The sequence below is a fragment of the Pseudomonas sp. GW823-FHT02C05 genome, from assembly GCF_058797595.1.
Genome location: NZ_JBXAJU010000001.1, coordinates 2081017 through 2101420, shown reverse-complemented (window position 1 = coordinate 2101420; position 20404 = coordinate 2081017). Strand labels below are relative to the sequence as shown.

Below are 20404 nucleotides of genomic sequence, written 5' to 3'. Positions count from 1 at the left end.
AGGTGGCGCAAGGCAATCCACAGGGAGGTGCTCCATGCGCGTAGAACCGCTCATTGTCGTGGTTGGTGGCTTGGGTAATCACGATGGGGCCTGGAGGCGGCTTGAGGATCGGCTGCGCGAGCAGGGGATCACTGGCCATTGGCATCATCACGATACTCGCGGTGTGAGAAACCTCTTTCGTGCGGCTCGGGTGCGGGATCTCTCGTTGGAACTGATGGCGAAAATCGATGCGTTGGCCCCGCAATACAGCCGAATCATTCTGCTGGGGCACAGCGCTGGCGGCATGATTGTGCGTGATGCCTATCTGCTGGCGGCAGGTGCCTACCTGGATCAGCCGTCACGAGGGGCATGGTGGAGCAAGGTCGAGTCGGTGCTGTTGTTTGCCTCCATCAACCGCGGCTTTCGCCCTTACGCAACCGCTACCTGGGCCTTGGGCTTGGCGCTGATGAAGCTGGTTTCGCTGCAGTGGCTGCTGCTCAAGCCTCCCTCCTGGTTTACCCTGGGCTGGCTCATGGAGTTGGAAAAGGGCTCTTTTTTTGTTACCGACCTGCGCTTGTCCTGGATGCGTCATTTCCATGAACGGGACGATGAACACCGACCTTTTGTCGTGCAGTTTCTCGGTGATATCGATGGTGTGGTGGCCCGTGAGGATGTGCGCGATACCGAAGCGTTTGCCAACTCCTACACGGTGACCATCGAGGGGGCCGATCACAGCAACCTATTCGATCCGGCGGCGCCTCCTGGGGCCGCGGGGTTTATGCGGATAATGGAGGTGTTACGGAACCCGGACCCTCAACTACACGAGCCCGAGCAGGCCGGCGAGTTGCCAGCCACCGGACCTGGGCGAGTGGTGTTCGTACTCCACGGTATCCGTGACGGCAATTCGGGCTGGGTCACCGACATTGCCGAAGCCATAGAGCAACAGGCCAAGTCCGACGGGCAGGGCAAGCCACTGGCCGCTGCCTGCTCGGGTCATGAGTCGCCGGTGTTGGTGGATCGCTCCACTTATGGCTGGTTTTCCGCAATCAAGTTTGCCTTGCCGTGGGTGCGTCGCGGCAACCTGGCCTGGTTTCTCGACCGTTACAGCTACCACGTGGCGCGCAATCCAGACGTGCAGTTCCACTTTGTCGGCCACAGTAATGGCACCTATATCCTTGGCACCAGCCTGCTTGAGGTGTCGTCACTGAAGTTCGATCGGGTGTACCTGGCGGGCAGCGTACTGCCTCGGGAGTTTCCATGGCAGCGGATGATGTTGCGGCGTCAGGTGGCGACTGTGGCGAACCAGTGCAGTTCCGAGGACTGGCCCGTAGGCGGGTTGTGCCGGGGCCTGCACTTGATCGGCTTTCGTGACGTGGGAACCGGTGGCGTCGATGGCTTCGACGAACTGCGTGATTTGCCGACCCAGCCTCAGACCCTGTGGTTCAAGGGCGATCACGGCAAACCCCTGCAACGGCCGAACCAGCCGAATATCGTCAACTATGTGCTGGCCTCGCATATCGCGACCCCCTTGCTGTCTGCTCCGACAGGGGCCGATCTGTGCGAGCGTCCATCATTCTGGTTCAGGGCCAGGATGTATGGTTTTGCTCTGCTGACGGCTCTAGGCGTAGGGGCCGCGTTCTATGGCGCTTGGTGGGGGTTTACCCATGATTATGAGGGGCTGGTGATCGCCGGGATATTGCTGCTGTATTTTGTGCTGAACACCATTTGAGCCCTCCAGAAAACGGACCTGATCCAGGTCCGTTTTTTCATCCGGGCATTGCGCCCTTGGGTGGCCGCCCGGTCTTACCGGCGATCCAGCCACACCGTCTGCGCATTGCAGAATTCGCGTACGCCAAAGTGCGACAGCTCGCGCCCGAAGCCGCTTTTTTTCACTCCGCCGAAGGTCACCCGGGGGTCGCTGGCGCTGTAGCCGTTGATGAACACGCCGCCGGTTTCCAGCTCGTCGGTCATCTGCCGGGCCCGTTCCAGGTCCTGGGTGAAGATCGTGGCGGTGAGGCCGAACTCGCTGTCGTTGGCCAGTTCCAGGGCGTGTTGCGCATCCCGGGCGCTGATGATGGCGGCCACCGGGCCGAACAGTTCCTGCTTGAAGGCGGTCATCTGCTCGGTGACGTTGGCCAGCACCGTGGGTTGGTAATAGTTGCCGGCGCCTTCGACCTTGTCGCCGCCCAGCAGCAGGGTGGCGCCTTCGGCCAGGGTCGCCTGGACCTGCTGGTGCAGCTCGTCACGCAGGTCGAAGCGGGCCATGGGGCCGATGTAGGTGTCGCTGGCCAGCGGGTCGCCCATGACTAGGGCGCGGGTGGCTTCGACGAACTTGTGGGTGAACTCCGCGACCACCCCTTGCTCGATGATCAGGCGCTTGGCGGCGGCGCAGACCTGGCCGGTGTTCTGGTAGCGGCCGATCACCGCGGCCTTGACCGCTTCGTCGAGGTCGGCGTCGTTGAGCACGATAAAGGGGTCGGAGCCGCCCAGTTCCAGCACGCACTTCTTCAGCGCGGCGCCGGCCTGGGCGCCGATGGCGATGCCGGCGCGCACGCTGCCGGTGAGGGTCACGGCGGCGATGCGGCGGTCGGCGATGGCGCTGGATACGCCGTCCGGAGTGACGTTGAGCAGCTCGAACACCCCTTCAGGGAAACCGGCGCGCTGCATGGCGTCCAGCAGCAGGTAGGCGCTGCCCATGACATTCGGGGCGTGCTTGAGCACGTAGGTGTTGCCCGCCAGCAGCGCCGGCACCGCGCCGCGCAGCACCTGCCAGATCGGGAAGTTCCACGGCATCACCGCGAGGATCGGGCCCAGTGGCCGGTACTCGATGCGTGCCTTGTTGTTTTCTACCAGGGTCGCTTCCGGGGCCAGCATGGCCGGGCCGTGCTCGGCGTACCACAGGCACAGCTGGGCGCACTTTTCGATTTCGCCCCGGGCCTGGGGCAGGGGCTTGCCCATTTCCAGGCTGATCATGCGGGCCATGGCCTCGCTGTTGTCCCGCAGGGCCTGGGCCAGTGCGTTCAGGCGGCTGGCGCGCTCGGCGATGCTCTGGCGTTTCCACTGGGCGAAACCAGCGGCGGCACGGCTCAGCGCGGCGTCCTGCTCAGCCTCGGACTGGTAGGGGTAGGCGCCGATCTGCTCGCCAGTGGCGGGGTTGATCGACAAGGCGTGGGTGTGGCTGGAAACAAGGCTCATGGCACCGTCCTGCTCGGGTGGGAATGGCGGCAGGTTACGGTGCTGGATCTTTACTGAAAACTGAATAATATTGAGCAAGTCGTTCACGTTTGGAGAATGCCGTGGATCTGGTCCAGCTGGAAATTTTCAAGGCCGTTGCCGAGCAGGGCAGCATCAGCGCCGCCGCGCAACTGATCCACCGGGTGCCGTCGAACCTGACCACCAGGATCAAGCAACTGGAGCAGGACCTGGGGGTGGAGCTGTTTATCCGCGAGAAGAGCCGCATGCGCCTGTCCCCCGCCGGCTGGAATTTCCTCGACTATGCCCGGCGCATTCTCGACCTGGTGGCCGAGGCGCGTCTGACTGTGGCCGGCGAGGAGCCCCAGGGACCGTTCGCCCTGGGCTCGCTGGAAAGCACGGCGGCGGTACGCATCCCGGCGCTGCTCGCGGCCTACAACCAGCAGTACGCCAAGGTGGAACTGGACCTGTCCACCGGACCCTCCGGGACCATGATCGACGGCGTGCTGTCCGGCCGCCTGGTGGCCGCCTTCGTCGACGGCCCGGTGCGCCACCCGGCCCTGGAAGGGCTGCCGGTGTTCGAGGAGGAAATGGTGCTGATCGCCCCGCTGGGGCATGCGCCGATTACCCGGGCGCGGGAGGTCAACGGCGAAAGCATCTACGCCTTTCGCGCCAATTGCTCCTACCGTCATCACTTCGAAAGCTGGTTCACCCAGGACGCCGCGGTGCCGGGCAAGATCCATGAAATGGAGTCCTACCACGGCATGCTGGCCTGCGTCAGCGCCGGCGCCGGGCTGGCGCTGATGCCCCGCAGCATGCTGGAAAGCATGCCCGGCTGCGCCACGGTCAGCGTCTGGCCGTTGTCCCCGCGTTTTCGCTTCCTGCGCACCTGGCTGGTCTGGCGGCGCGGCACCGTGTCCCAGAGTTTGAGCAGTTTTGTGAAGCTGCTGGAAGAGCGTGGGGCGGTGCTGGCTGAGGTTTGAGGGGAGCGACATTCAGCGCCTGCTCAAGGCCAATCGAGCGGCAAACAGTACGAAGATCATCCCTGTGGTGCGGTCCATCCACTGGATCACCTTTTCCCGCTGCAGCACACCGGCCAGGGGCCGGGTGGCGGCGATCAGCAGTAGCGACCAGACCAGCCCCAGCACCACGTGAATGCTCACCAGGCCGAAGGTCCAGGCCACCAACGGCTGGCCCTGGGGAATGAACTGCGGCAGAAAGGACACGTAGAACACTCCCACCTTGGGGTTGAGCACATTGCCCAGCATGCCCTTGAGAAACCAGTTGGTGCCGGGGTCGCTGTTCGCGCCTGTGGGAGCAAACGAGTGGCGCGGGCGCAGCAGCATGTTCAGTCCCAGCCAGGCGAGGTAGGCGGCGCCGCAGTACTTCAACAGGTTGAAGGCCAGTTCCGACACCGCTATCAAGGCCCCCAGGCCGAAGGCCACAGCCGCGCCCCAGATCAGGCAGCCGGCATTGATGCCCAACGCCGCGCGCAGCGCCTGCCGCCGGCCTTCCACCGTGGCGGTGCGCAGCACCAGGGCGGTGTCCAGGCCCGGGGTCAGGGTCAGCAGCGTGGCGGCCAGGGTGAAGGCCAGGAGATTCTCAGTGATGGACATGGGGCAGGGTTTCAAGCTTTGGGGTTGGCGAACGTTAGCACAGCCGTGGGGTGCCAATGCGCGCCACGGGTGCGGGTGATCACGGAAGGGGCGGTGAATCTGTAGGAGCGAGCTTGCTCGCGATGATTTCCAACGCGCCGCCTGTTCCCTGCAAGTGCGCGTTATCGTTGACGTCCTTCGCGAGCAAGCTCGCTCCTACAAGGGGGTGGTCAATAGGGGCCGCGGGGTACGGGAATGCCCAGTTGCTGTTGCCGGGCGTCGAGCTGTTTGTCCACGGCGCGTTTGCCACTGAGCAGCTTGAGGTGCTGCACGCTGGCCGGTAGGTGGCTATCGATCAGTGTCAGCAGATCCAACTGTGGGGCCTTGATGATGCGCAGGTCAGCGATGTTCGAGGTTTTCAGGCCGCTGAGTTCCCCCAGGGTCTTGAGGTTGATCAGGCTCATCTTGCGCAACTGCGGCGCCCCGCCAAGGTCCAGTTGGCTCAGTTGCGCCTGGTCCTCGATCTTCAACACTTCAAGCAGGGGAAAGCCATCCAGGTCCAGGCGGTTGAGGCCGCGCACCCGCATGATCTCCAGTTCCTTGACCTGGGGATTGCGCAGCTCCGGCATCTGCTCACGGCTGCCGAAAGTCACCGAGAGGCTGTGCAGGCCGGTCATGCCGGCGACCATGCCCAGGGGCGTCTTGGCCGGCATGCGATGCAGGTCCAGGTGGCGGATGCCCGGGCACTGGCTCAGTACGTCCAGGTGATGGCTTTGCACGCTGAGGGACAGGGTGTGCAGCTCGGCCATGGCGGCCAGGGGCGCCAGGTCTATGGCCGGGCCTTTGTCCAGGGACAGGCGCAGCGTTCGCAGCCCCCTCAAGTTGGGCAGGGCCAAGAGGCCCGGCAGGTCGGCGCTGATGACTTGCAGGGCGAAATCCTTGAGCTTGTGCAGGCTGCCAATGGTTTCGAAGTGTTCCAGCGTGTCCAGGCAATCCAGGCTCAGGGAGTGAACATTGGGCAGGGCGAGCATGGTGCGGCCGTCAAACGCGCTGCCCGGATAGTGGCTGTAGAAACGCACATTGAGGCGCTCGCCGAAACGGGCGCAGAGCGTGTCGAGCTGACTCAGCAGTTCGCCGTCGTACTGTTCGGCCTTGGCGAACTGGACGATGACCCGGGCCTGGTCATCGGCCTCCAGCCGGGCGCTAACCTGCAGTTCCAGGTCGGCCTGGCTGGGGGCTTGAATTCGATGGGGAAACATCAGCGGTCCTTGATGATTTTCGCCGCGGCATCATGCCATTGCGCGATCTTCACCGCCATCTGCGCGCAGGCCCGGCCAGCCGCCGGGCCGCCTTGCAGGAAAGGCTACGGGTCGACCTGGCCCATCAGCTCGGCCACCGATTCCGGGCGTTTGGCGTAGCGCTGGGCCAGCACCGCGCAGACCATCAGCTGGATCTGGTGGAACAGCATCAGGGGCAGAATCAGCACGCCCATGGTGCTGCCGGCAAACAGCACCTGGGCCATGGGCACGCCGGTGGCCAGGCTCTTTTTCGAGCCGCAGAAGAGGATGGTGATGCGGTCTTCCTGGTCGAAGCCGAACAGCTTGCCGAGAAAGCTCGACGCCAGCAGCACCAGCGCCAGGAGGACGCAGCAGGCCACCACCAGGCCGGCCAGTTCCCACAGTGGGATCTGGTGCCAGATGCCTTCGTTCACCGCTTCGCTGAAGGCGCCGTAGACCACCAGCAGGATCGAGCCCTGGTCGACGAAGCGCAGCCAGTTCTTGTTGCGCCCGACCCAGGCGCCGATCCAGCGTCGGGCGATCTGCCCGGCGATAAAGGGCAGCAGCAACTGCACGCTGATCTTGAGGATGGCGTCCAGGGTCGAGCCGCCTTCGCCGTGCACGTTCAGCAGCAGGGTCACCAAGAGCGGGGTGAGGAAGATCCCGAACAGGCTCGACGCCGCGGCGCTGCAGATGGCCGCCGGGATATTGCCCCGGGCCAGGGAGGTGAAGGCGATCGCCGATTGCACCGTGGCCGGCAGGGCGCACAGATACAGCATGCCCATGTACAGGTCGTTGCCCACCAGCGGTGACAGCAGCGGCTTGAGCGCCAGGCCCAACACGGGAAAGAGGATGAAGGTCAGGCTGAACACCAGCAGGTGCAGGCGCCAGTGGCCGGCCCCGGCAATGATCGCCTCGCGCGACAGCTTGGCGCCGTGGAGGAAGAACAGCAGGCCGATGGCGATGTTGGTCAGCCAGCCGAAACCTATGGCCACCTGGCCGCTGGCCGGCAGGAAACTGGCCAGCAGCACCACGCCGATCAGGGTCAGGGTGAAGTTGTCGGGCAAAAGACGCGAGCGAGTCATAGCGGGATCATCCGGGGGTTGCCAAGTGCGGTGGGGCGACTCTAACGTGGCTGCGTTTTACCGACTAACGCCAAGGAGCCAGTTAATGCCGCCTAAAGGACATGAAAAGATCGTCCGGCGCAGTATTCCCGGTTTGCCCAGCCTGCCGCGGCCGGTGTACGGGCGCACCGAATCCTTGCCCAATCGCGCCTTGACCCGGCGCCACAGCCACCCGTGGGTGCAATTGTCCTACGCCATTGCCGGGGTGCTGGAGATCCAGACCAGCGGCGGGCGCTTTATCGCCCCGCCGCAACGGGCGGTGTGGATTCCCGCCGGGGTGCCGCACCGGGTGTTCAGCTCGCCGCGCACCGAGATGCGCAGCCTGTATCTCGATTGCAGCGTTACCACCTGGGCGGCGCCGGACAGCTGCCAGGTGCTGGCGGTCAGCAGCCTGCTGCGGGAGTTGATCCGCGCCTTCAGTGAATTGCCGGTGGAATATGTCGAGGACAGCGCCGACGGGCGCCTGGCCCAGGTGCTGCTGGACCAGTTGGCCGCCGCGCCGCAGCTGGACCTGATGCTGCCGCTGCCCCACGACGTGCGCCTGCGGTCGATCTACCGCAGCCTGCAGGCGCACCCGGAGCAGGCCACGACGCTGGGCCAGTGGAGCCAGAAGCTCGGGGTGACGGAGAAGACCCTCAGCCGCCTGTTTCTCAAGGACACCGGGCTGACCTTCCGTGCCTGGCGCCAGCGCCTGCGCCTGCTGGGCGCCCTGACTCCCCTGGAGCAGGGCGAGCGGGTCACTGATGTGGCACTGGCCTGTGGTTATGACTCGACCTCGGCATTTATCGCCGCCTTTCGCCAGCAGTTCGACGCCACCCCGGGGGAGTTCTTCCGCGACCTCTGACCCCCCCCGAGCTTCCTGTAGCCGCTGCCGCAGGCTGCGATGGGCTGCGCAGCAGACCCGAACTGGGTTCCTGGCACACCGTGGCGCCCGTCCGGCGGTCGCTGCGCGACCGTTCGCAGCCTGCGGCAGCGGCTACAGGGGGCGGTGGTGGGGCCAGGTGCGATAGGTGTGGCAGATCAGGTTCTTGGGGGGCGCAGCAGTTCGATGCGCTCCGGCGGCACCAGGGTGCGCAGGGTCTTGTACAGGGCCCGGGTCTCCAGCAGGTTCCAGATCCGCAGCAGGGTTTCCAGGGCATCCAGGGGCTTGCTGATGAAGTCCCGGGCGCCCAGGGCCAGCGCCCGCAGGCGGGTGTCGCGGGTGGCGTCGGCGGTGAGTACCAGGATCGGCAGGTAGTCGTTGGCCGGGATCCGTCGGTTGAGCTGTTCCAGTACCGCAAAGCCATCGAACTCGGGCATGTGCAGGTCGAGGATCACCAGGTCCGGCTCGAAGCTGTTGAACAGCTCCAGGCTGCGCAGCGGCTGGGTGCTGCTGAGGACGTTGTGCAGCCCTTCGCGGGCCAGCAGCTGTTCCATCAGGTCGAGGTTGGGGCGCTGGTCATCGATGATGAGGATGCGCAGATCGGCAGTCATGGGAGCTCCGGAAGACAGGCATCGAGGTGGGCGAAGAACACCGGGATGTGGATGGGCTTGGTCAGGATCGCCGTGGCCCCGGCGTCGAGCAGGGCGCGCCGGGTCGGTTCGCTGGCGTCGGCGGTGATCATCAGGATCGGGGTGTCGGCCGTGGCGCTGGAGGCCCGCAGGCGTTGCAGCACCTCCAGGCCGGGCAGGTCCGGCAGGCTGACGTCCAGCAGGATCATCTGCGGCGCGTGCTGGCGGGCCAGGTCCAGGCCCATCTGGCCTTGCATGCTCGACAGCAGCCGGATGCCCGGGCGCCGTTGCAGCAGGGTTTCGATCAGCGCCAGGCTTTGCAGGTTGTCTTCGATGCACAGCACCTTGCCCTGGTAGCGGCTTGCGGGCTGTGGCGCCGGCACGTTCAGCGCCGGGGCGTTGCAGGGCGCCACGGCGGCTGCAGCGGCCAGGCGCACGAAGGGCAGCTCCAGGGTGAAGCAACTGCCGCTGCCCGGGGTGCTCTGTACGCCCAGGCTGCCGTCCATCATTTCCAGCAGGCTCCTGCTCAGGGCCAGCCCCAGGCCGGTGCCTTCGACCCTGGGGTCGGCGTCCAGGCGTTCGAAGGGCTTGAACAGGCGCTCCAGGCGCTCGGCGGTGATGCCGGCGCCGGTGTCGAGCACGCTCAGGCGCAGGCGCGATGCCTCGATCGCCACGTCGATGCTGACCCGGCCACCCGCGCGGTTGTACTTGATGGCGTTGGACAGCAGGTTGAGCAGCACCTGGATCAGGCGCTGGCGGTCGGCGATCACGCCGCTGTCCGCCGCCAGTTCCGGCAGCGGCGCCAGGGTGATGCCGGCGTCCGCGGCCATGGGTGACACCAGGGTCAGGGCTTCGTGCAGCACCGCCGCCAGGGCCATGGGCTCGACGTTCAGCGGCAGGCGCCCGGCCTCGATACGGGCAATGTCCAGCACCTCGTTGATCAGCCCCAGCAGGTGCTGCCCGGCCCGCAGGATATGCCCGACCTGGGGCCGCTGGCCGGCACTGGAATCCATGTCCAGCAGTTGGGCGAAGCCGAGGATGGCGTTCAGCGGCGTGCGCAGTTCGTGGCTCATGCGCGAGAGGAATTCGCTCTTGGCGCGGCTGGCGCTTTCCGCTTCCTCGCGGGCGGTGCCCAGGGCGATTTCCGCGGCACGGCGATCGGTGATGTCCCGGGTGATCTTGGAAAAACCGCGCAGGGCGCCGCTGGCGTCGTACTGCGCGGTGATCACCACGCTGGCCCAGAAGCGGCTGCCGTCCTTGCGACAGCGCCAGGCCTCTTCCATGTAGTGGCCGTGGGCGGTGGCCTCGCGCAGGGCCATGTCCGGGTGCTGGGGGCACTCTTCGGGCAGGTAGAACAGGGAAAAATGCCGGCCGATGATTTCCTGCTCGCTGTAGCCCTTGATCCGTTCCGCACCGACGTTCCAGGTGGTAACCCGGCCTGCGGTGTCCAGGGCGAAGATCCCGTAGTCCTTGACCCCGTCGATGATCAGCCGCAGGCGTTCCTCGTTGTCGCGCAGGGCCCGTTCGCGCTCGGCCAGCAGTTGCCCGGCCTCCACCAGGCGCGTGCCCAGCTGGCCGATTTCATCCTGTTCCGGCGCTTGCGGGCGCAGCGGCTGGCCCAGGGCCAGGCGCTGGGCATTGCCCTGTACCTGCTGCACCCGGGTGACGATGCCCCGGGACAGCAACAGCACCGCGACGATGGCGCCGAACAGCCCGCAGCCGGCGGCCAGCAAGGTGGCGAACAGCAGGCGCATGCGGGTTGCCGCGGCGGCTGCGCTACGTTCGGCCAGCAGCGCATCCTCGCGCACGCGCATGGCGCTGATCTGCTCGCGCAGCACGTCCAGCACCTGCTTGTTGTCGATCAGGATCGCGGTCACCGTGGCGGCGTCGTCGCGGCTGCCGTTGCGCAGGGCCACCAGGCCGTCGAGCTTGGTGCGGATCAGCGGGGTGATGGTCTGCAGGTAGTCGCGCATCCGTGGGTCCTGGACATTCTGGTCCAGGCGTTGCAACGCGGCCTCGATCTGCGGCCGGGCCTGGAGGTAGGCGGGCAAAAAGTCCTCGCGCCGGGTCAGCAGGTAGCCACGCACGCTGGCGGCGGCCTCGGCCAGGAGGGTGTGCACCGCCTGGATATCGCCCTGCACCAGCAGCACCCGGCGCACGTCCTCCTCGGCGCGGGCGGTCTGGCGCTCGGTGCTGTAGATCAGCACCAGCGACAGCAGCAGGATCACCAGCGGCAGGGAGATCACCACCAGCGCCTTGCCCCGCAGCGGCAGGTCGGCCCAGCGCCGGGCGCTGAGCAGGTTCACGGCCACTGCCCGGCAGGTTGCGCCACCAGCCCCAGGGCCATGCCGCGCACCGCGGCCTGGGTGCGGTCGGCGGCGCCGAGCTTGCCGATCACCCGTTCCACGTGGGCCTTGGCGGTGCCGGTGGTGATGCCCAGCTTTTCACCGATCTCGCGGTTGCTGAAGCCGCCGGCCACCAGCCCCAGCACCTGGCGCTCGCGGGCAGTCAGGGCCTGAGCCTGGGGCGCCTGGCCGTTGCCGCGCTCGCTCATGCGCCGTAGCAGGCGGGCGCTGACCGCACTGTTGAGCGCCTCTTCGCCGCGGGCCACGCGCTGCAGGGCGTCGAGCACCTCTTCGCGGCTGGCGTCCTTGAGCAGGTAGCCCACGGCGCCGGCGGCCATGGCGGCTTCCAGGTGATCGGGGCTGTCGTCCATGGTGAAGATCACTACCTTGACCTCGGGCTGGCGCTGTTGCAGCAGGCGCGCGGCCCCCAGGCCGTTGAGCAGGGGCATGCGGATATCGAGGATGGCCAGGTCCGGGCGCAGTTGCTCGCACAGGGCCAGGGCTTGCTCGCCATCCCTGGCTTGCCCCACCACCTCGAACTCCGGGTTGCCCGCCAGCAGGGCGATGAAGCCGGTGCGGGTGACTTCATGATCGTCCGCCAGGACCAGGCGTATCACCGCTGTCATACCGCGTGCTCCAGGGAGGGGACGGGGACGCGGGCGAGAATCCGGGTGCCGCTGCCGGGCCGGCTGTGGCAGGTGAAACGCCCGCCCAGCAAATGGGCGCGTTCCTGCATGGCCACCTGGCCCAACTGTTCGATGCCCTGGCCGGATGCCGGCTGGAAACCTGCGCCGTCGTCGTTGATGCCGAGCACCGCCTGGCCTGCTTCCAGGGCCAGGTTCAGGCTGACGCTGTGGGCCCGGGCATGCTTGAGGATGTTGTTGATGGCTTCCTGGGCGATGCGGAACAGGGCGATTTCCAGGGCCGCCGGCAGGCGCTCCGGGTAGCGCTGCTGCCAGTGCACCGCCAGCCCGGCGTCGCGCAGGCGGTCGGCCTCGCGGTCGATGGCCCGCAACAGGCCGAAGTCGTCCAGCACATGGGGGCGCAGGCCGCCGATCAGTTGCCGGCCTTCGCCGACGCAGCCCTGGGCCAGTTGCAGGATGGTCTGCAGTTCATCGTGCAGGGGCTCCGGCAGCGGCGGGCAGCGCCCGGCGAAACCCTGCAGGCGCTGGTGCAACCCGGCCAGGGTTTGCGCCAGGCCGTCGTGCAGGTCGTAGGCGACGCGCTTGCGCTCATCCTCCTGGGCGCTGAACAGGCGCTGCACCAGCTCCGACATACTGCGCTCCCGGGCTTGCAGGTCCTGCAGCAGGCGCTGGTTTTCCAGGTGCGTGGCCAACAGCGTGGCCAGCAGTTGCAGGGATTCCAGGTCTTCGCTGTCCGGCGCGCTGATGGGCACACTGTTGGCCAGCAGCAGGGCGCCGAAGGGCTGGCCGTCGGCGCGGTGCAGCAGTACGCGCAGCACCCCGGTTTGCGCAAGCGGGCGCTCCAGCCACTGGGCCTGCCCGGCCACGGCGCGCAGGGCTTGCAGGCATTCGCCGTGGCCCTGTTCGGCGCTGGCATGGGCCACGCCGTCGCGGCTCCATTCCAGCAACAGCCCCTGGTCCATGGCGACAAAGGCGCAGGCCCGCTGCACCACCCGCTGGCGCATCTGTCCGGGGGGCAGTTGCAGCAGCTCCTGGCCGGTGTCCACCAGCAGCCGCAGGCGCGCGGCGCGGCTTTGCGACTGCCGGTACTGGCTGCGCAGGGCCAGGGCGCTGGCGGGATCGAGGGGCGGGCTGGGCATCGGGAAACTCCAGGGTGGGGGCGGTGCAGTGGCTCGGGGCAGGGTATTAGACCCCCGTGCCCGGTATCGCGCCTATCTGCCAAATGGCATAGGCCGCAGGCTCCAGTTGGCCGATGGCAGGGGCGACGGCCCGGGGCACAGTGGGGCTCATTGAAACCCACTGGAGTCCGTGAATGAAACTGAAAAGCACCGCCCTGGCCCTGTTCTTCGTGCTGAGCACGCCACTGGCTCAGGCCCTGGAAGCCACCCCTTACGTGTACCGCACCGTGGCCGAGCAGCCGCAGAACCTGCAGGACCGGGAAATCGCCGGTCTCTTCGACCGCTGGAACAGCGCCCTGCAGACCGGCAACCCGCAAGCCGTGGTCAGCCTCTATGCGGCCAATGCAGTGCTGCAACCCACGGTCTCCAACCAGGTGCGCAGCACCCACGCGCAGATCCAGGACTACTTCGAGCACTTCATGGCCTCGCGGCCGGTGGGCCAGATCAACTACCGGGAGATTCGTCACCTGGGCCCGGATGCGGCCATGGACAGCGGCGTCTACACCTTCACCCTGACTGCCGCCGACGGCAAGAAACAGCAGGTCCAGGCCCGTTACACCTTTCTCTACGAGCGCCTGGGCGGGCAGTGGAAAATCCTCAACCACCACTCTTCGGCCATGCCGCAAGTGCAGCCGCAGTTGCAAGCCAGCCACTGATCCAGGCTCCTGTCACCTTGCGCCGAGCCTTTGCTCGGCGCTGCTGTCACTGCTCGCGGTAGCGCCCCGGGGTCATGCCGAACCAGCGCAGGCAGGCCTTGTGAAAGCTGCTCTGGTCGCGAAAGCCCAACAGGGCGCCGATGTACTTGACGCTGCGCATGGAGTTGCGCAGAAAACTGTGGGCCAGCATCAGCCGCGCCTCGTCCTGCAGCGCCGAAAAGTGCACGTCTTCATGGCCCAGGCTGCGTTGCAGGCTGCGGGTGCTGACCCCCACTGCCTGGGCGATATGCGGCAGGTCGCTGGGCGCGCCCTGGGCCAGGGATTCGGACAGGGCGCGGCGCACCCGCGCAGTCATCGAGCCGCTGAGCAGCACATTGAGGCGGTTGCGGGCGTATTCCATGTGCAGCACATCCAGCGCCGGGTCGGCGGTGGGCAGGGCGATGGCGCAGTCCTGGCTGCTGAAGGTCAGGCTGTTGTGGGGCGCGCAGAACTGCAGGTTGTCGCCCATCAGCCGGCGCAGCATGCGCGTGTCCGCAGGCTCGGGGTAGGTGAAGGCCGCCACCAGCGGCCGCGGCTTGTGCTGGGGCAGCAGCCAGTGCAGCAGGCCCAGGGTCTGGGCGGCGCCGGCGTCGATCACCGCCCGGGGGATCAGCGAAGGCTCGGCGGTGACGTCGAAGCCGATCAGTTGCAACGCGTCGGGCTTGCGTTCCAGGCACATGCAGAAGCCGTTGCTGGTCAGCGCCTGGTAATCCACCAGGCGCTGCAGCGCTGCCCCCAGGGTCGCGCAAGACATCACCGCATAGCCCAGGGCCTCAAGGTTGGCCGGGTGGGCCTTGCTGTAGGCCAGCAGCCCGAGGTCCGGGTTGCCGGTGCGGCGGGTGGCTTCGCGCATTACTTGATAGACCAGTTCCAGCCTCACGCCCTTGGGATTTTCCTCAACGTCCTGGATGCTGCTGCCGAAGGTTCTGAGCAGGGCGTCGACATTCGCGCCGCCTTCTCTCATGACATCGGCAAGCACCCGAAAGCTGGCGCTGGTCATTCTGTGCATAGGTCTTCCTGGACTGGTGGCTAAATGATATCGATGAGGCCTTTTGCATGATTGCAATAAACAAAAGGCCACAGACGAATAAGCACCGGCCCAGGTTTCCGAGGACAAGCGAAAGGTATCCGGGAACACTTCCGGGTGGCCCGGGCAGGGTCGATCATGGTTGGGCAGGGACCCTTGGGCGAGTGCGGCGGCGGGCTCGTCGTGCCACGTTCGAGGGTGCGTCGTTGGCTTGCCTATGGATCTGTCATGCAAAGCATCAAAGACTTTTATCGTGAATTGGCCGAGGGCCATTTGATGCTGGCATTCCAGCCGGTGGTGTGGCTGCCCGACAGCAGCCGGGTGCTCTACCACGAAGGGTTGCTGCGCCATGTCGATGCCCAGGGCGGGGATGTCTACCCCCTGGCGCTACTGGAGAAACACCAGGTGATGCGCGAGCTGGACCGCAGCGTGGTGCTCTGTGTGATCGACAGCCTGCAACGGGACGAACGCCTGCGCCTGGGGTGCAATATCTCGGCCCAGAGCGCGATCATCGATTCATTCTGGTACCCCATTGTCCAGCAGTTGCGGGACTTTCCCGGCGTGGCCGCGCGGCTGGTCATCGAGATCACCGAAAGCGCCACGCCACCGAGCATCGAGGCGGCCAGCGAGTTTGTCCTGTGCCTGCGCGAACTGGGCTGCCGGGTGGCCATCGACGATTTCGGCGCGGGCCTGGGCACCCTGGAGTTCATCCGCCAGACCCGGCCGGATATCGTCAAGATCGACAAGGGCTACATCCAGCGCGCCCGCAGCGAACTCAACAGCGCCCAGACCCTCAGCCACCTGGTGCAACTGTGCAAGACCCTGGCGCCCTGCGTGATCATCGAAGGGGTGGAGACTGCCACCGACCAGGGCCTGGCCACGGCCTGTGGTGGCGAGTGGGGGCAGGGCTACCTGTTCGGCCGCCCCCAGGTGGATCGCCTGGGGCGACGTTGCCGCCTGGCGCAGCGGGTGCCCCAGCTGTGCACGCCGGATCAGGCGTAGCCCGGGTGCATGCCCGCCTGAAGGGGTTCAATCAGCCTGCGGGGTGATGGGCGGGGTGTGGGCCGTCGGGTCTTGCACCTCGGCACTGATGGGCAATGCCTGCAGGTCTTGCTCGGGAATCTCCTTCATATCCACGTGCATGTTGCGCTTGGGCCGCTCCGGCTGGAGCGCGTCGTAGGGCAGCAGCACGGTGTCGAGCGCCGCGTCCAGGGGCAGGCTGGCGATCATCAGGATCGGGCACACCACCATCACCCAGCAGCCGCCGGTGATCATGCGTGCGTAGCCCATGTCATAGCCGGTGAGCACTTGGGCGTTGGTCTTGACGCTGCGGTAGTAGCGGTCGTCGCGAAAGTCCAGGGCATTGCCGCGAGTCATGTAGGTGCCGCAGCCGGACAGCAGCAGGGTGTTGAGCAGCAACAGGTAATTGATGATTCGGATGATCGCTCTTCCATTCAGGCCATTGGCAGGGGGCGCGATTCAGTGATTCATCGCGTCATAGGGCAGCAGCGCGGTGTCGGCCACGGCGTCCACCGGCAGGCTGACGATGGCCACCACCGGGCAGACAATGCTCATCCAGCAGAACAGCGTGACGTAGCCGTCGTAGCCGCTGGCTCCGCGCATGGTCAGCAGTTCGATATTGGCCTGGGTGCCTTTGTAGTAGTCGTAGCTGGTATGGGAATTGGGGGTGCGGGCGATCAGGGTGCCGCAGCCCACCAGGGACAGCAGGGACACAACGAACAGAGCATTGAGGGCTTTGATGGCGCCATTCCTTAGCAAGCGGGTTTTTCCGCGCGCATGGTCGCAGAAGCCCGATGCAGACGCTAGATTGGGCGCTGAATAAATACTGGGCGCAGTGCCGGGAGGGTTCGATGGAGGGAGAGCGCAGCGTCGCACGGCTGTTCGCCGAGGAACCGCTGTCCTGGGGGCTGCGGGGTGACCCCTATTTGTGGCGAGCCATGGCCACGCATCTGGCCCACACGCCCTGGCCGGCCACGGCGCAGCAGTTGGAAGCCCTGATCGTCCAGGCCTTCGAGCAACTGACCGGCAGGGCCTGGAGCTCGGTAGGGCACTTCTTCGTCGAGGCCTTTGCCCATGGCGGCATGTCCAGCGGCGGGATTTCCATGGGCTTCTGGCACGAGCGCGGCCTGCCCCTGTTGTGCGCCCGTTGGGCTCAAGCCTGATCAGATATCGCTGGGTATCAGCATAAGCAGGTCGGTATCGCCGATATCCACCCCGGCCTGGGTCAGCAGGGTGCTGGCCTGGCCGCGGTGGTGGGTCTGGTGGTTGAAGAAATGCACCAGCAGGCTATAGAAATCGCGCTCGGCGACCACGCCCCGGGTGTTGGCGTAATGCAGGCTGCTGTCCAGGTCGGCGTCGCTCAGGGACTGGCTGAAATCGAGGATCAACTGGTCCAGCCACTGACGCTGCTGCCAGAGCCCGCCCAGGTTTGGGAACAGCAGGGTCTTGAGGTCCTGTGGCAGGGCCACCTGCTGCAGCGGCGCCAGGGCCGCAAACCGCGCCGGGTGCTGGGCAAAGCGCTTGAGCCAGATGGTGTCGCCGGCCAGCAAATGATTGAGGGTGCCGAGGATCGAGCCGAAAAAGGCCTGCCGGTCCAGAGCCAGTTGCGCATCGGACAGGCCCATGGCGGCGCTGTACAGCTTGCTGTTCATCCACTGGTTGTAGCGAGCCATCAGGCACAGGTGCTCGGTGCGGTTCATTGCGGTTCCTTTCGGGGTTTGCGGGCTGGCGCGCAGCAGCTTCGCAAGCCCCGGTGCCGCAATGCAAGAGGCGTCACAAAAGCCTCGTGCGCAGGCCGTTTGCAGGGCTGTGCAGCCATTAAAAAAACCGCCCCTTTGGCCCCGATAACATCGTTTCTCGGGGCTTGGGCTTTTCTCTATATTGGCCACCAGATCCAGCGCGGCAACAGGCCGCGCACCCTTTATGGTGAGCCGTTGCAATGAATAAAAAACCTGAACGCACAGAGCTGGAAAACCCCGGAACCGCTACCCGGGTGGTCTGGGGCGGAGAGCAAGTCCGTCATCCCTACAACGCCACGCAACCCCCGATTGTCGCCAGCGCCGCCTATGGCTACGACGACATCGACCAGTGGTACGACGTGGCCCTGGGCAAGGCCCCGGGCTTTATCTACAGCCGCATGAGCAACCCCACGGTGCAAACCCTGGAAGCCAAGCTGCAGGACCTGGAAAACGCCGAATCGGCGGTGGCCTTCAGCAGCGGCATGGCAGCCATCAGCGGCGTGCTCTACAGCTTCCTGCGCCACGGCCAGCGGGTGGTGTCGACCAAGGACAGCTACGGTGGTACCAACAAGATCTTCGAGGAATTCCTGCCGCGCATGGGCGTGGCCGTGACCCTCTGCGAAACCTTCGACCAGCAGCAGATCGAGGCCGAGATCGCCAAGGGCTGCGACCTGCTGTACCTGGAGACGCCGACCAACCCGACCCTGAAGATCGTCGATATCCAGCGTCTGGTCGCCGCGGCGAAACAGGTCGGCGCCCTGGTGGTGGCGGACAACACCTTCGCTACGCCGCTGAATCAGAACCCCCTGGCGCTGGGCGTGGATGTGGTGATCCACAGCGCTACCAAGTTCCTCAGCGGTCACGGCGATGTGCTTGGTGGCGTGGCCTGCGGCAGCGAAGCGCTGATGAGCCAGGTGCGTCACTACCGGGAAATCAACGGTGCCAGCCTCGATCCGTTCTCGGCCTACCTGATCATTCGCGGGATCAAGACCCTGGCGCTGCGCATGCGCCAGCAACAGCACAGCGCCGCGCAGCTGGCGCAGTTCCTGCTCAACGAGCCGTTGGTGGAAGCCGTGAACTACCCGGGCCTGCCCAACCACCCGAACCACGCCGTGGCCTGTGCGCAGATGCGCGGTTTCGGCGCCATCGTCAGCTTTGTCCTGGTGGGTGGCATGGACAGCGTCAAGCAGCTGTTGCCACGCCTGCACTATGCCCACTGCGCCGGCAACCTGGGGGCGGTGGAAACCATCTACGGCCCGGCGCGTACTACCAGCCATGTGGAGAACACCCTGGAAGAGCGCCAGGCCCTAGGCATTTCCGAAGGCCTGGTGCGGATTTCGGTGGGCATCGAAGACACCGATGACCTGCTGGCCGACCTGCAGCAGGCCTTCGCCTGGCTGCGCCAATCCCTCAAGCAGAATGCGGCGCCTGGCGCCATCCCATCCCAGGACCCGCGGGCCGAGGTCGCCCACTGAAAAGAGCGCGCAACACCCCCACAGCAAGGCAGCCAGTGGGGGCTTCATGAAGAGGAATAACAATAAAAACCTGGTGGCATCCGATTTGTTTTCTGCCCATTTCCACAGTCGCAGAAATTGAGACTTGCCCTGACAACTTTCATGAGAACCATCATGTCCCTACAAGAACAACAGACCGACTTGCGCGGCGGCTTCAAGCAAGAAATGCAGACCCGGCACATTGTCATGCTCGCCCTGGGCGGGGTGATAGGCACCGGGTTGTTCCTTACCTCCGGCTACACGGTGAACCAGGCCGGCCCGCTGGGCGCGGTGATCGCCTACATCATCGGCGCGCTGATGGTGTACCTGGTGATGATGTGCCTCGGCGAGCTGGCGGTGCAGATGCCCGAGACCGGCTCCTTCAGCACCTACGCCACGCGCTTTCTCGGCCCCGGCACCGGCTACACCGTGGCCTGGCTGTACTGGCTGACCTGGACCGTGGCCATCGGCTCGGAATTCACCGCCGCCGGGATCCTCATGGCCCGCTGGTTCCCCGAGACCCCGGTGTGGATCTGGAGCGCGCTGTTCGCCATGGTGGTGTTCTTGTCCAACGTGGTGTCGGTGCGGCTGTTCGCCGAGACCGAGTTCTGGCTGTCGCTGGTCAAGGTGATCACCGTGCTGGCATTCCTGGTGGTGGGCGGCGGGGCGATTCTCGGTCTTCTGCACATCGACCAGGCCCACAGCATCGGCCTGAGCAACTTCACCCGTGAGGGGCTATTCCCCACCGGCTTCATGCCGATCGCCATGACCCTACTGGCGGTGGCCTTCGCTTTCTCCGGCACCGAACTGATCGGCATCGCCGCTGGCGAAACCCGTGACCCGCAACGCAATGTGCCACGGGCGATCCGCACCACGGTGCTGCGCCTGGCGATCTTCTTCGTCGGCACCATCTTCGTCCTCGCCACCCTATTGCCCCGGGATCAGGCCGGCCTGGTGGAAAGCCCGTTCGTCACGGTGTTCACCTACATCGGCATTCCGTACTCGGCCGACATCATGAACTTTGTGATCATCAGCGCGTTGCTGTCCGCCGCCAACTCCGGGCTGTACGCCGCCTCGCGGATGCTCTGGACCCTGAGCGACCAGGGGCACCTGCCCAAGCAGTTCTCGGCCCTGACCCGCATGGGCACGCCGCTCAACGCGATCATCGTGAGCATGGCCGGTGGCGCCGCCTCGCTGCTCAGCAGCGTGTTCGCCCCGGACACCATCTACCTGGCCCTGGTGTCGATTTCCGGGCTGGCGGTGGTGGTGGTGTGGATGAGCATCGCCGCCAGCCAGATCGCCTTTCGCCGGCACTTCGTGGCCAACGGCGGTGACGTGCGCGACTTGAAATTCCGTGTTCGTGGCTACCCCTGGGTGCCGTTGGGGGCGCTGTTGTGCTGCGCCCTGGCCTGTGTCGGCATCGGTTTCGACCCCGAGCAGCGCGTGGCCCTGTACTTCGGCCTGCCCTTCATCGCCTGGTGCTATCTGGTGTATTACATTACCCGCAGTAGCCGCCAGCGGCGCCTGTCCCTGGCAGCCCTGGCTCGGCCCTCCGATGCCCTGCAGGGTTGACGGGTGCGCCCGGCGCCCAGGGTGTCCATGAGA

The 20404-nt window shown here is 65.8% G+C and carries 20 protein-coding genes; 8 read left to right on the top strand and 12 right to left on the bottom strand.

The window, feature by feature from the left end; all coding sequences use genetic code 11:
- Positions 1-34: 34 nt before the first annotated feature.
- The gene (locus AC1RGE_RS09380) at positions 35-1708 is read left to right on the top strand and encodes an alpha/beta hydrolase (protein ID WP_492584069.1); all 1674 of its coding nucleotides are present in this window, start codon (positions 35-37) and stop codon (positions 1706-1708) included.
- 74 nt (positions 1709-1782) lie between these two features.
- Here AC1RGE_RS09380 and AC1RGE_RS09375 read toward each other — a convergent pair whose 3' ends face one another.
- Positions 1783-3174 carry an aldehyde dehydrogenase family protein gene (locus AC1RGE_RS09375; protein WP_011062119.1) on the bottom strand — a complete coding sequence of 464 codons (1392 nt, stop codon included), beginning with the start codon at positions 3172-3174 and terminating at the stop codon, positions 1783-1785.
- A 101-nt stretch (positions 3175-3275) separates the two neighbouring features.
- Between AC1RGE_RS09375 and ptrR the strand changes: the two genes are divergently transcribed.
- Positions 3276-4154, top strand: coding sequence for a putrescine utilization regulator PtrR (gene ptrR / locus AC1RGE_RS09370; protein ID WP_011062118.1), 879 nt, complete (start codon positions 3276-3278; stop codon positions 4152-4154).
- A 12-nt stretch (positions 4155-4166) separates the two neighbouring features.
- Here ptrR and AC1RGE_RS09365 read toward each other — a convergent pair whose 3' ends face one another.
- The 3 genes from AC1RGE_RS09365 to AC1RGE_RS09355 form a co-directional block, all read right to left on the bottom strand.
- Positions 4167-4787 carry a LysE family translocator gene (locus AC1RGE_RS09365; RefSeq protein ID WP_011062117.1) on the bottom strand — a complete coding sequence of 207 codons (621 nt, stop codon included), beginning with the start codon at positions 4785-4787 and terminating at the stop codon, positions 4167-4169.
- A gap of 209 nt (positions 4788-4996) precedes the next feature.
- The gene (locus AC1RGE_RS09360) at positions 4997-6025 is read right to left on the bottom strand and encodes a hypothetical protein (RefSeq protein WP_492584068.1); all 1029 of its coding nucleotides are present in this window, start codon (positions 6023-6025) and stop codon (positions 4997-4999) included.
- A 104-nt stretch (positions 6026-6129) separates the two neighbouring features.
- Positions 6130-7128 carry a bile acid:sodium symporter family protein gene (locus AC1RGE_RS09355; protein WP_015636235.1) on the bottom strand — a complete coding sequence of 333 codons (999 nt, stop codon included), beginning with the start codon at positions 7126-7128 and terminating at the stop codon, positions 6130-6132.
- 85 nt (positions 7129-7213) lie between these two features.
- Here AC1RGE_RS09355 and AC1RGE_RS09350 point away from each other — a divergent pair, with 85 nt between their 5' ends.
- Entirely contained in the window at positions 7214-8011 is a 798-nt protein-coding gene (locus AC1RGE_RS09350; protein WP_103291395.1) for an AraC family transcriptional regulator, read from the top strand.
- A 176-nt stretch (positions 8012-8187) separates the two neighbouring features.
- On the opposite strand, the gene AC1RGE_RS09345 is transcribed toward AC1RGE_RS09350, so the two are convergent.
- From AC1RGE_RS09345 to AC1RGE_RS09330, 4 genes are read right to left on the bottom strand one after another with little or no spacing between them, the layout of a single operon-like run.
- Positions 8188-8640: a response regulator gene (locus tag AC1RGE_RS09345; protein ID WP_015636233.1), complete on the bottom strand. Its 453-nt coding sequence runs from the start codon at positions 8638-8640 to the stop codon at positions 8188-8190.
- Positions 8637-10964: an ATP-binding protein gene (locus AC1RGE_RS09340; protein WP_026020087.1), complete on the bottom strand. Its 2328-nt coding sequence runs from the start codon at positions 10962-10964 to the stop codon at positions 8637-8639. Before AC1RGE_RS09340 ends, AC1RGE_RS09345 begins: the two co-directional genes overlap by 4 nt.
- The gene (locus AC1RGE_RS09335; protein WP_011062112.1) at positions 10961-11629 is read right to left on the bottom strand and encodes a response regulator; all 669 of its coding nucleotides are present in this window, start codon (positions 11627-11629) and stop codon (positions 10961-10963) included. Before AC1RGE_RS09335 ends, AC1RGE_RS09340 begins: the two co-directional genes overlap by 4 nt.
- Positions 11626-12786: a sensor histidine kinase gene (locus AC1RGE_RS09330; RefSeq protein WP_492584066.1), complete on the bottom strand. Its 1161-nt coding sequence runs from the start codon at positions 12784-12786 to the stop codon at positions 11626-11628. Before AC1RGE_RS09330 ends, AC1RGE_RS09335 begins: the two co-directional genes overlap by 4 nt.
- A gap of 173 nt (positions 12787-12959) precedes the next feature.
- On the opposite strand from AC1RGE_RS09330, the gene AC1RGE_RS09325 reads away from it, so the two are divergent.
- Positions 12960-13481 carry an SgcJ/EcaC family oxidoreductase gene (locus AC1RGE_RS09325; protein WP_011062110.1) on the top strand — a complete coding sequence of 174 codons (522 nt, stop codon included), beginning with the start codon at positions 12960-12962 and terminating at the stop codon, positions 13479-13481.
- Between the two features lie 46 nt (positions 13482-13527).
- On the opposite strand, the gene AC1RGE_RS09320 is transcribed toward AC1RGE_RS09325, so the two are convergent.
- The gene (locus AC1RGE_RS09320; protein WP_011062109.1) at positions 13528-14529 is read right to left on the bottom strand and encodes an AraC family transcriptional regulator; all 1002 of its coding nucleotides are present in this window, start codon (positions 14527-14529) and stop codon (positions 13528-13530) included.
- A 246-nt stretch (positions 14530-14775) separates the two neighbouring features.
- Between AC1RGE_RS09320 and AC1RGE_RS09315 the strand changes: the two genes are divergently transcribed.
- On the top strand, positions 14776-15549 hold the full coding sequence (locus tag AC1RGE_RS09315) for an EAL domain-containing protein (RefSeq protein ID WP_011062108.1): 774 nt from the start codon (positions 14776-14778) through the stop codon (positions 15547-15549).
- 27 nt (positions 15550-15576) lie between these two features.
- On the opposite strand, the gene AC1RGE_RS09310 is transcribed toward AC1RGE_RS09315, so the two are convergent.
- Positions 15577-15966 carry a YceK/YidQ family lipoprotein gene (locus AC1RGE_RS09310; RefSeq protein ID WP_011062107.1) on the bottom strand — a complete coding sequence of 130 codons (390 nt, stop codon included), beginning with the start codon at positions 15964-15966 and terminating at the stop codon, positions 15577-15579.
- Between the two features lie 60 nt (positions 15967-16026).
- A complete protein-coding gene (locus tag AC1RGE_RS09305; protein ID WP_011062106.1) occupies positions 16027-16326 on the bottom strand; it encodes a YceK/YidQ family lipoprotein in 300 nt (99 codons plus the stop codon).
- 92 nt (positions 16327-16418) lie between these two features.
- On the opposite strand from AC1RGE_RS09305, the gene AC1RGE_RS09300 reads away from it, so the two are divergent.
- The gene (locus tag AC1RGE_RS09300; protein WP_011062105.1) at positions 16419-16730 is read left to right on the top strand and encodes a hypothetical protein; all 312 of its coding nucleotides are present in this window, start codon (positions 16419-16421) and stop codon (positions 16728-16730) included.
- Here AC1RGE_RS09300 and AC1RGE_RS09295 read toward each other — a convergent pair whose 3' ends face one another.
- Positions 16731-17267, bottom strand: a complete 537-nt coding sequence (locus AC1RGE_RS09295; protein ID WP_011062104.1) for a DinB family protein — start codon at positions 17265-17267, stop codon at positions 16731-16733.
- A 239-nt stretch (positions 17268-17506) separates the two neighbouring features.
- On the opposite strand from AC1RGE_RS09295, the gene AC1RGE_RS09290 reads away from it, so the two are divergent.
- Together AC1RGE_RS09290 and AC1RGE_RS09285 are read left to right on the top strand one after the other, a co-directional pair.
- Complete coding sequence (locus AC1RGE_RS09290; RefSeq protein ID WP_492584064.1) at positions 17507-18781, top strand: cystathionine gamma-synthase family protein; 1275 nt, start codon at positions 17507-17509, stop codon at positions 18779-18781.
- A gap of 153 nt (positions 18782-18934) precedes the next feature.
- A complete protein-coding gene (locus AC1RGE_RS09285; protein WP_019094132.1) occupies positions 18935-20371 on the top strand; it encodes an amino acid permease in 1437 nt (478 codons plus the stop codon).
- The last annotated feature ends 33 nt before the right edge of the window (positions 20372-20404 follow it).

Coding starts and splice junctions, on each gene's coding strand:
- AC1RGE_RS09380 (WP_492584069.1), top strand. CDS start 35: ATGCGCGTAGAACCGCTCATTGTCGTGGTTGGTGGCTTGGGTAATCAC.
- AC1RGE_RS09375 (WP_011062119.1), bottom strand. CDS start 3,174: ATGAGCCTTGTTTCCAGCCACACCCACGCCTTGTCGATCAACCCCGCC.
- AC1RGE_RS09365 (WP_011062117.1), bottom strand. CDS start 4,787: ATGTCCATCACTGAGAATCTCCTGGCCTTCACCCTGGCCGCCACGCTG.
- AC1RGE_RS09360 (WP_492584068.1), bottom strand. CDS start 6,025: ATGTTTCCCCATCGAATTCAAGCCCCCAGCCAGGCCGACCTGGAACTG.
- AC1RGE_RS09355 (WP_015636235.1), bottom strand. CDS start 7,128: ATGACTCGCTCGCGTCTTTTGCCCGACAACTTCACCCTGACCCTGATC.
- AC1RGE_RS09350 (WP_103291395.1), top strand. CDS start 7,214: ATGCCGCCTAAAGGACATGAAAAGATCGTCCGGCGCAGTATTCCCGGT.
- AC1RGE_RS09345 (WP_015636233.1), bottom strand. CDS start 8,640: ATGACTGCCGATCTGCGCATCCTCATCATCGATGACCAGCGCCCCAAC.
- AC1RGE_RS09335 (WP_011062112.1), bottom strand. CDS start 11,629: ATGACAGCGGTGATACGCCTGGTCCTGGCGGACGATCATGAAGTCACC.
- AC1RGE_RS09330 (WP_492584066.1), bottom strand. CDS start 12,786: ATGCCCAGCCCGCCCCTCGATCCCGCCAGCGCCCTGGCCCTGCGCAGC.
- AC1RGE_RS09325 (WP_011062110.1), top strand. CDS start 12,960: ATGAAACTGAAAAGCACCGCCCTGGCCCTGTTCTTCGTGCTGAGCACG.
- AC1RGE_RS09320 (WP_011062109.1), bottom strand. CDS start 14,529: ATGCACAGAATGACCAGCGCCAGCTTTCGGGTGCTTGCCGATGTCATG.
- AC1RGE_RS09315 (WP_011062108.1), top strand. CDS start 14,776: ATGCAAAGCATCAAAGACTTTTATCGTGAATTGGCCGAGGGCCATTTG.
- AC1RGE_RS09300 (WP_011062105.1), top strand. CDS start 16,419: ATGGAGGGAGAGCGCAGCGTCGCACGGCTGTTCGCCGAGGAACCGCTG.
- AC1RGE_RS09295 (WP_011062104.1), bottom strand. CDS start 17,267: ATGAACCGCACCGAGCACCTGTGCCTGATGGCTCGCTACAACCAGTGG.
- AC1RGE_RS09290 (WP_492584064.1), top strand. CDS start 17,507: ATGAATAAAAAACCTGAACGCACAGAGCTGGAAAACCCCGGAACCGCT.
- AC1RGE_RS09285 (WP_019094132.1), top strand. CDS start 18,935: ATGTCCCTACAAGAACAACAGACCGACTTGCGCGGCGGCTTCAAGCAA.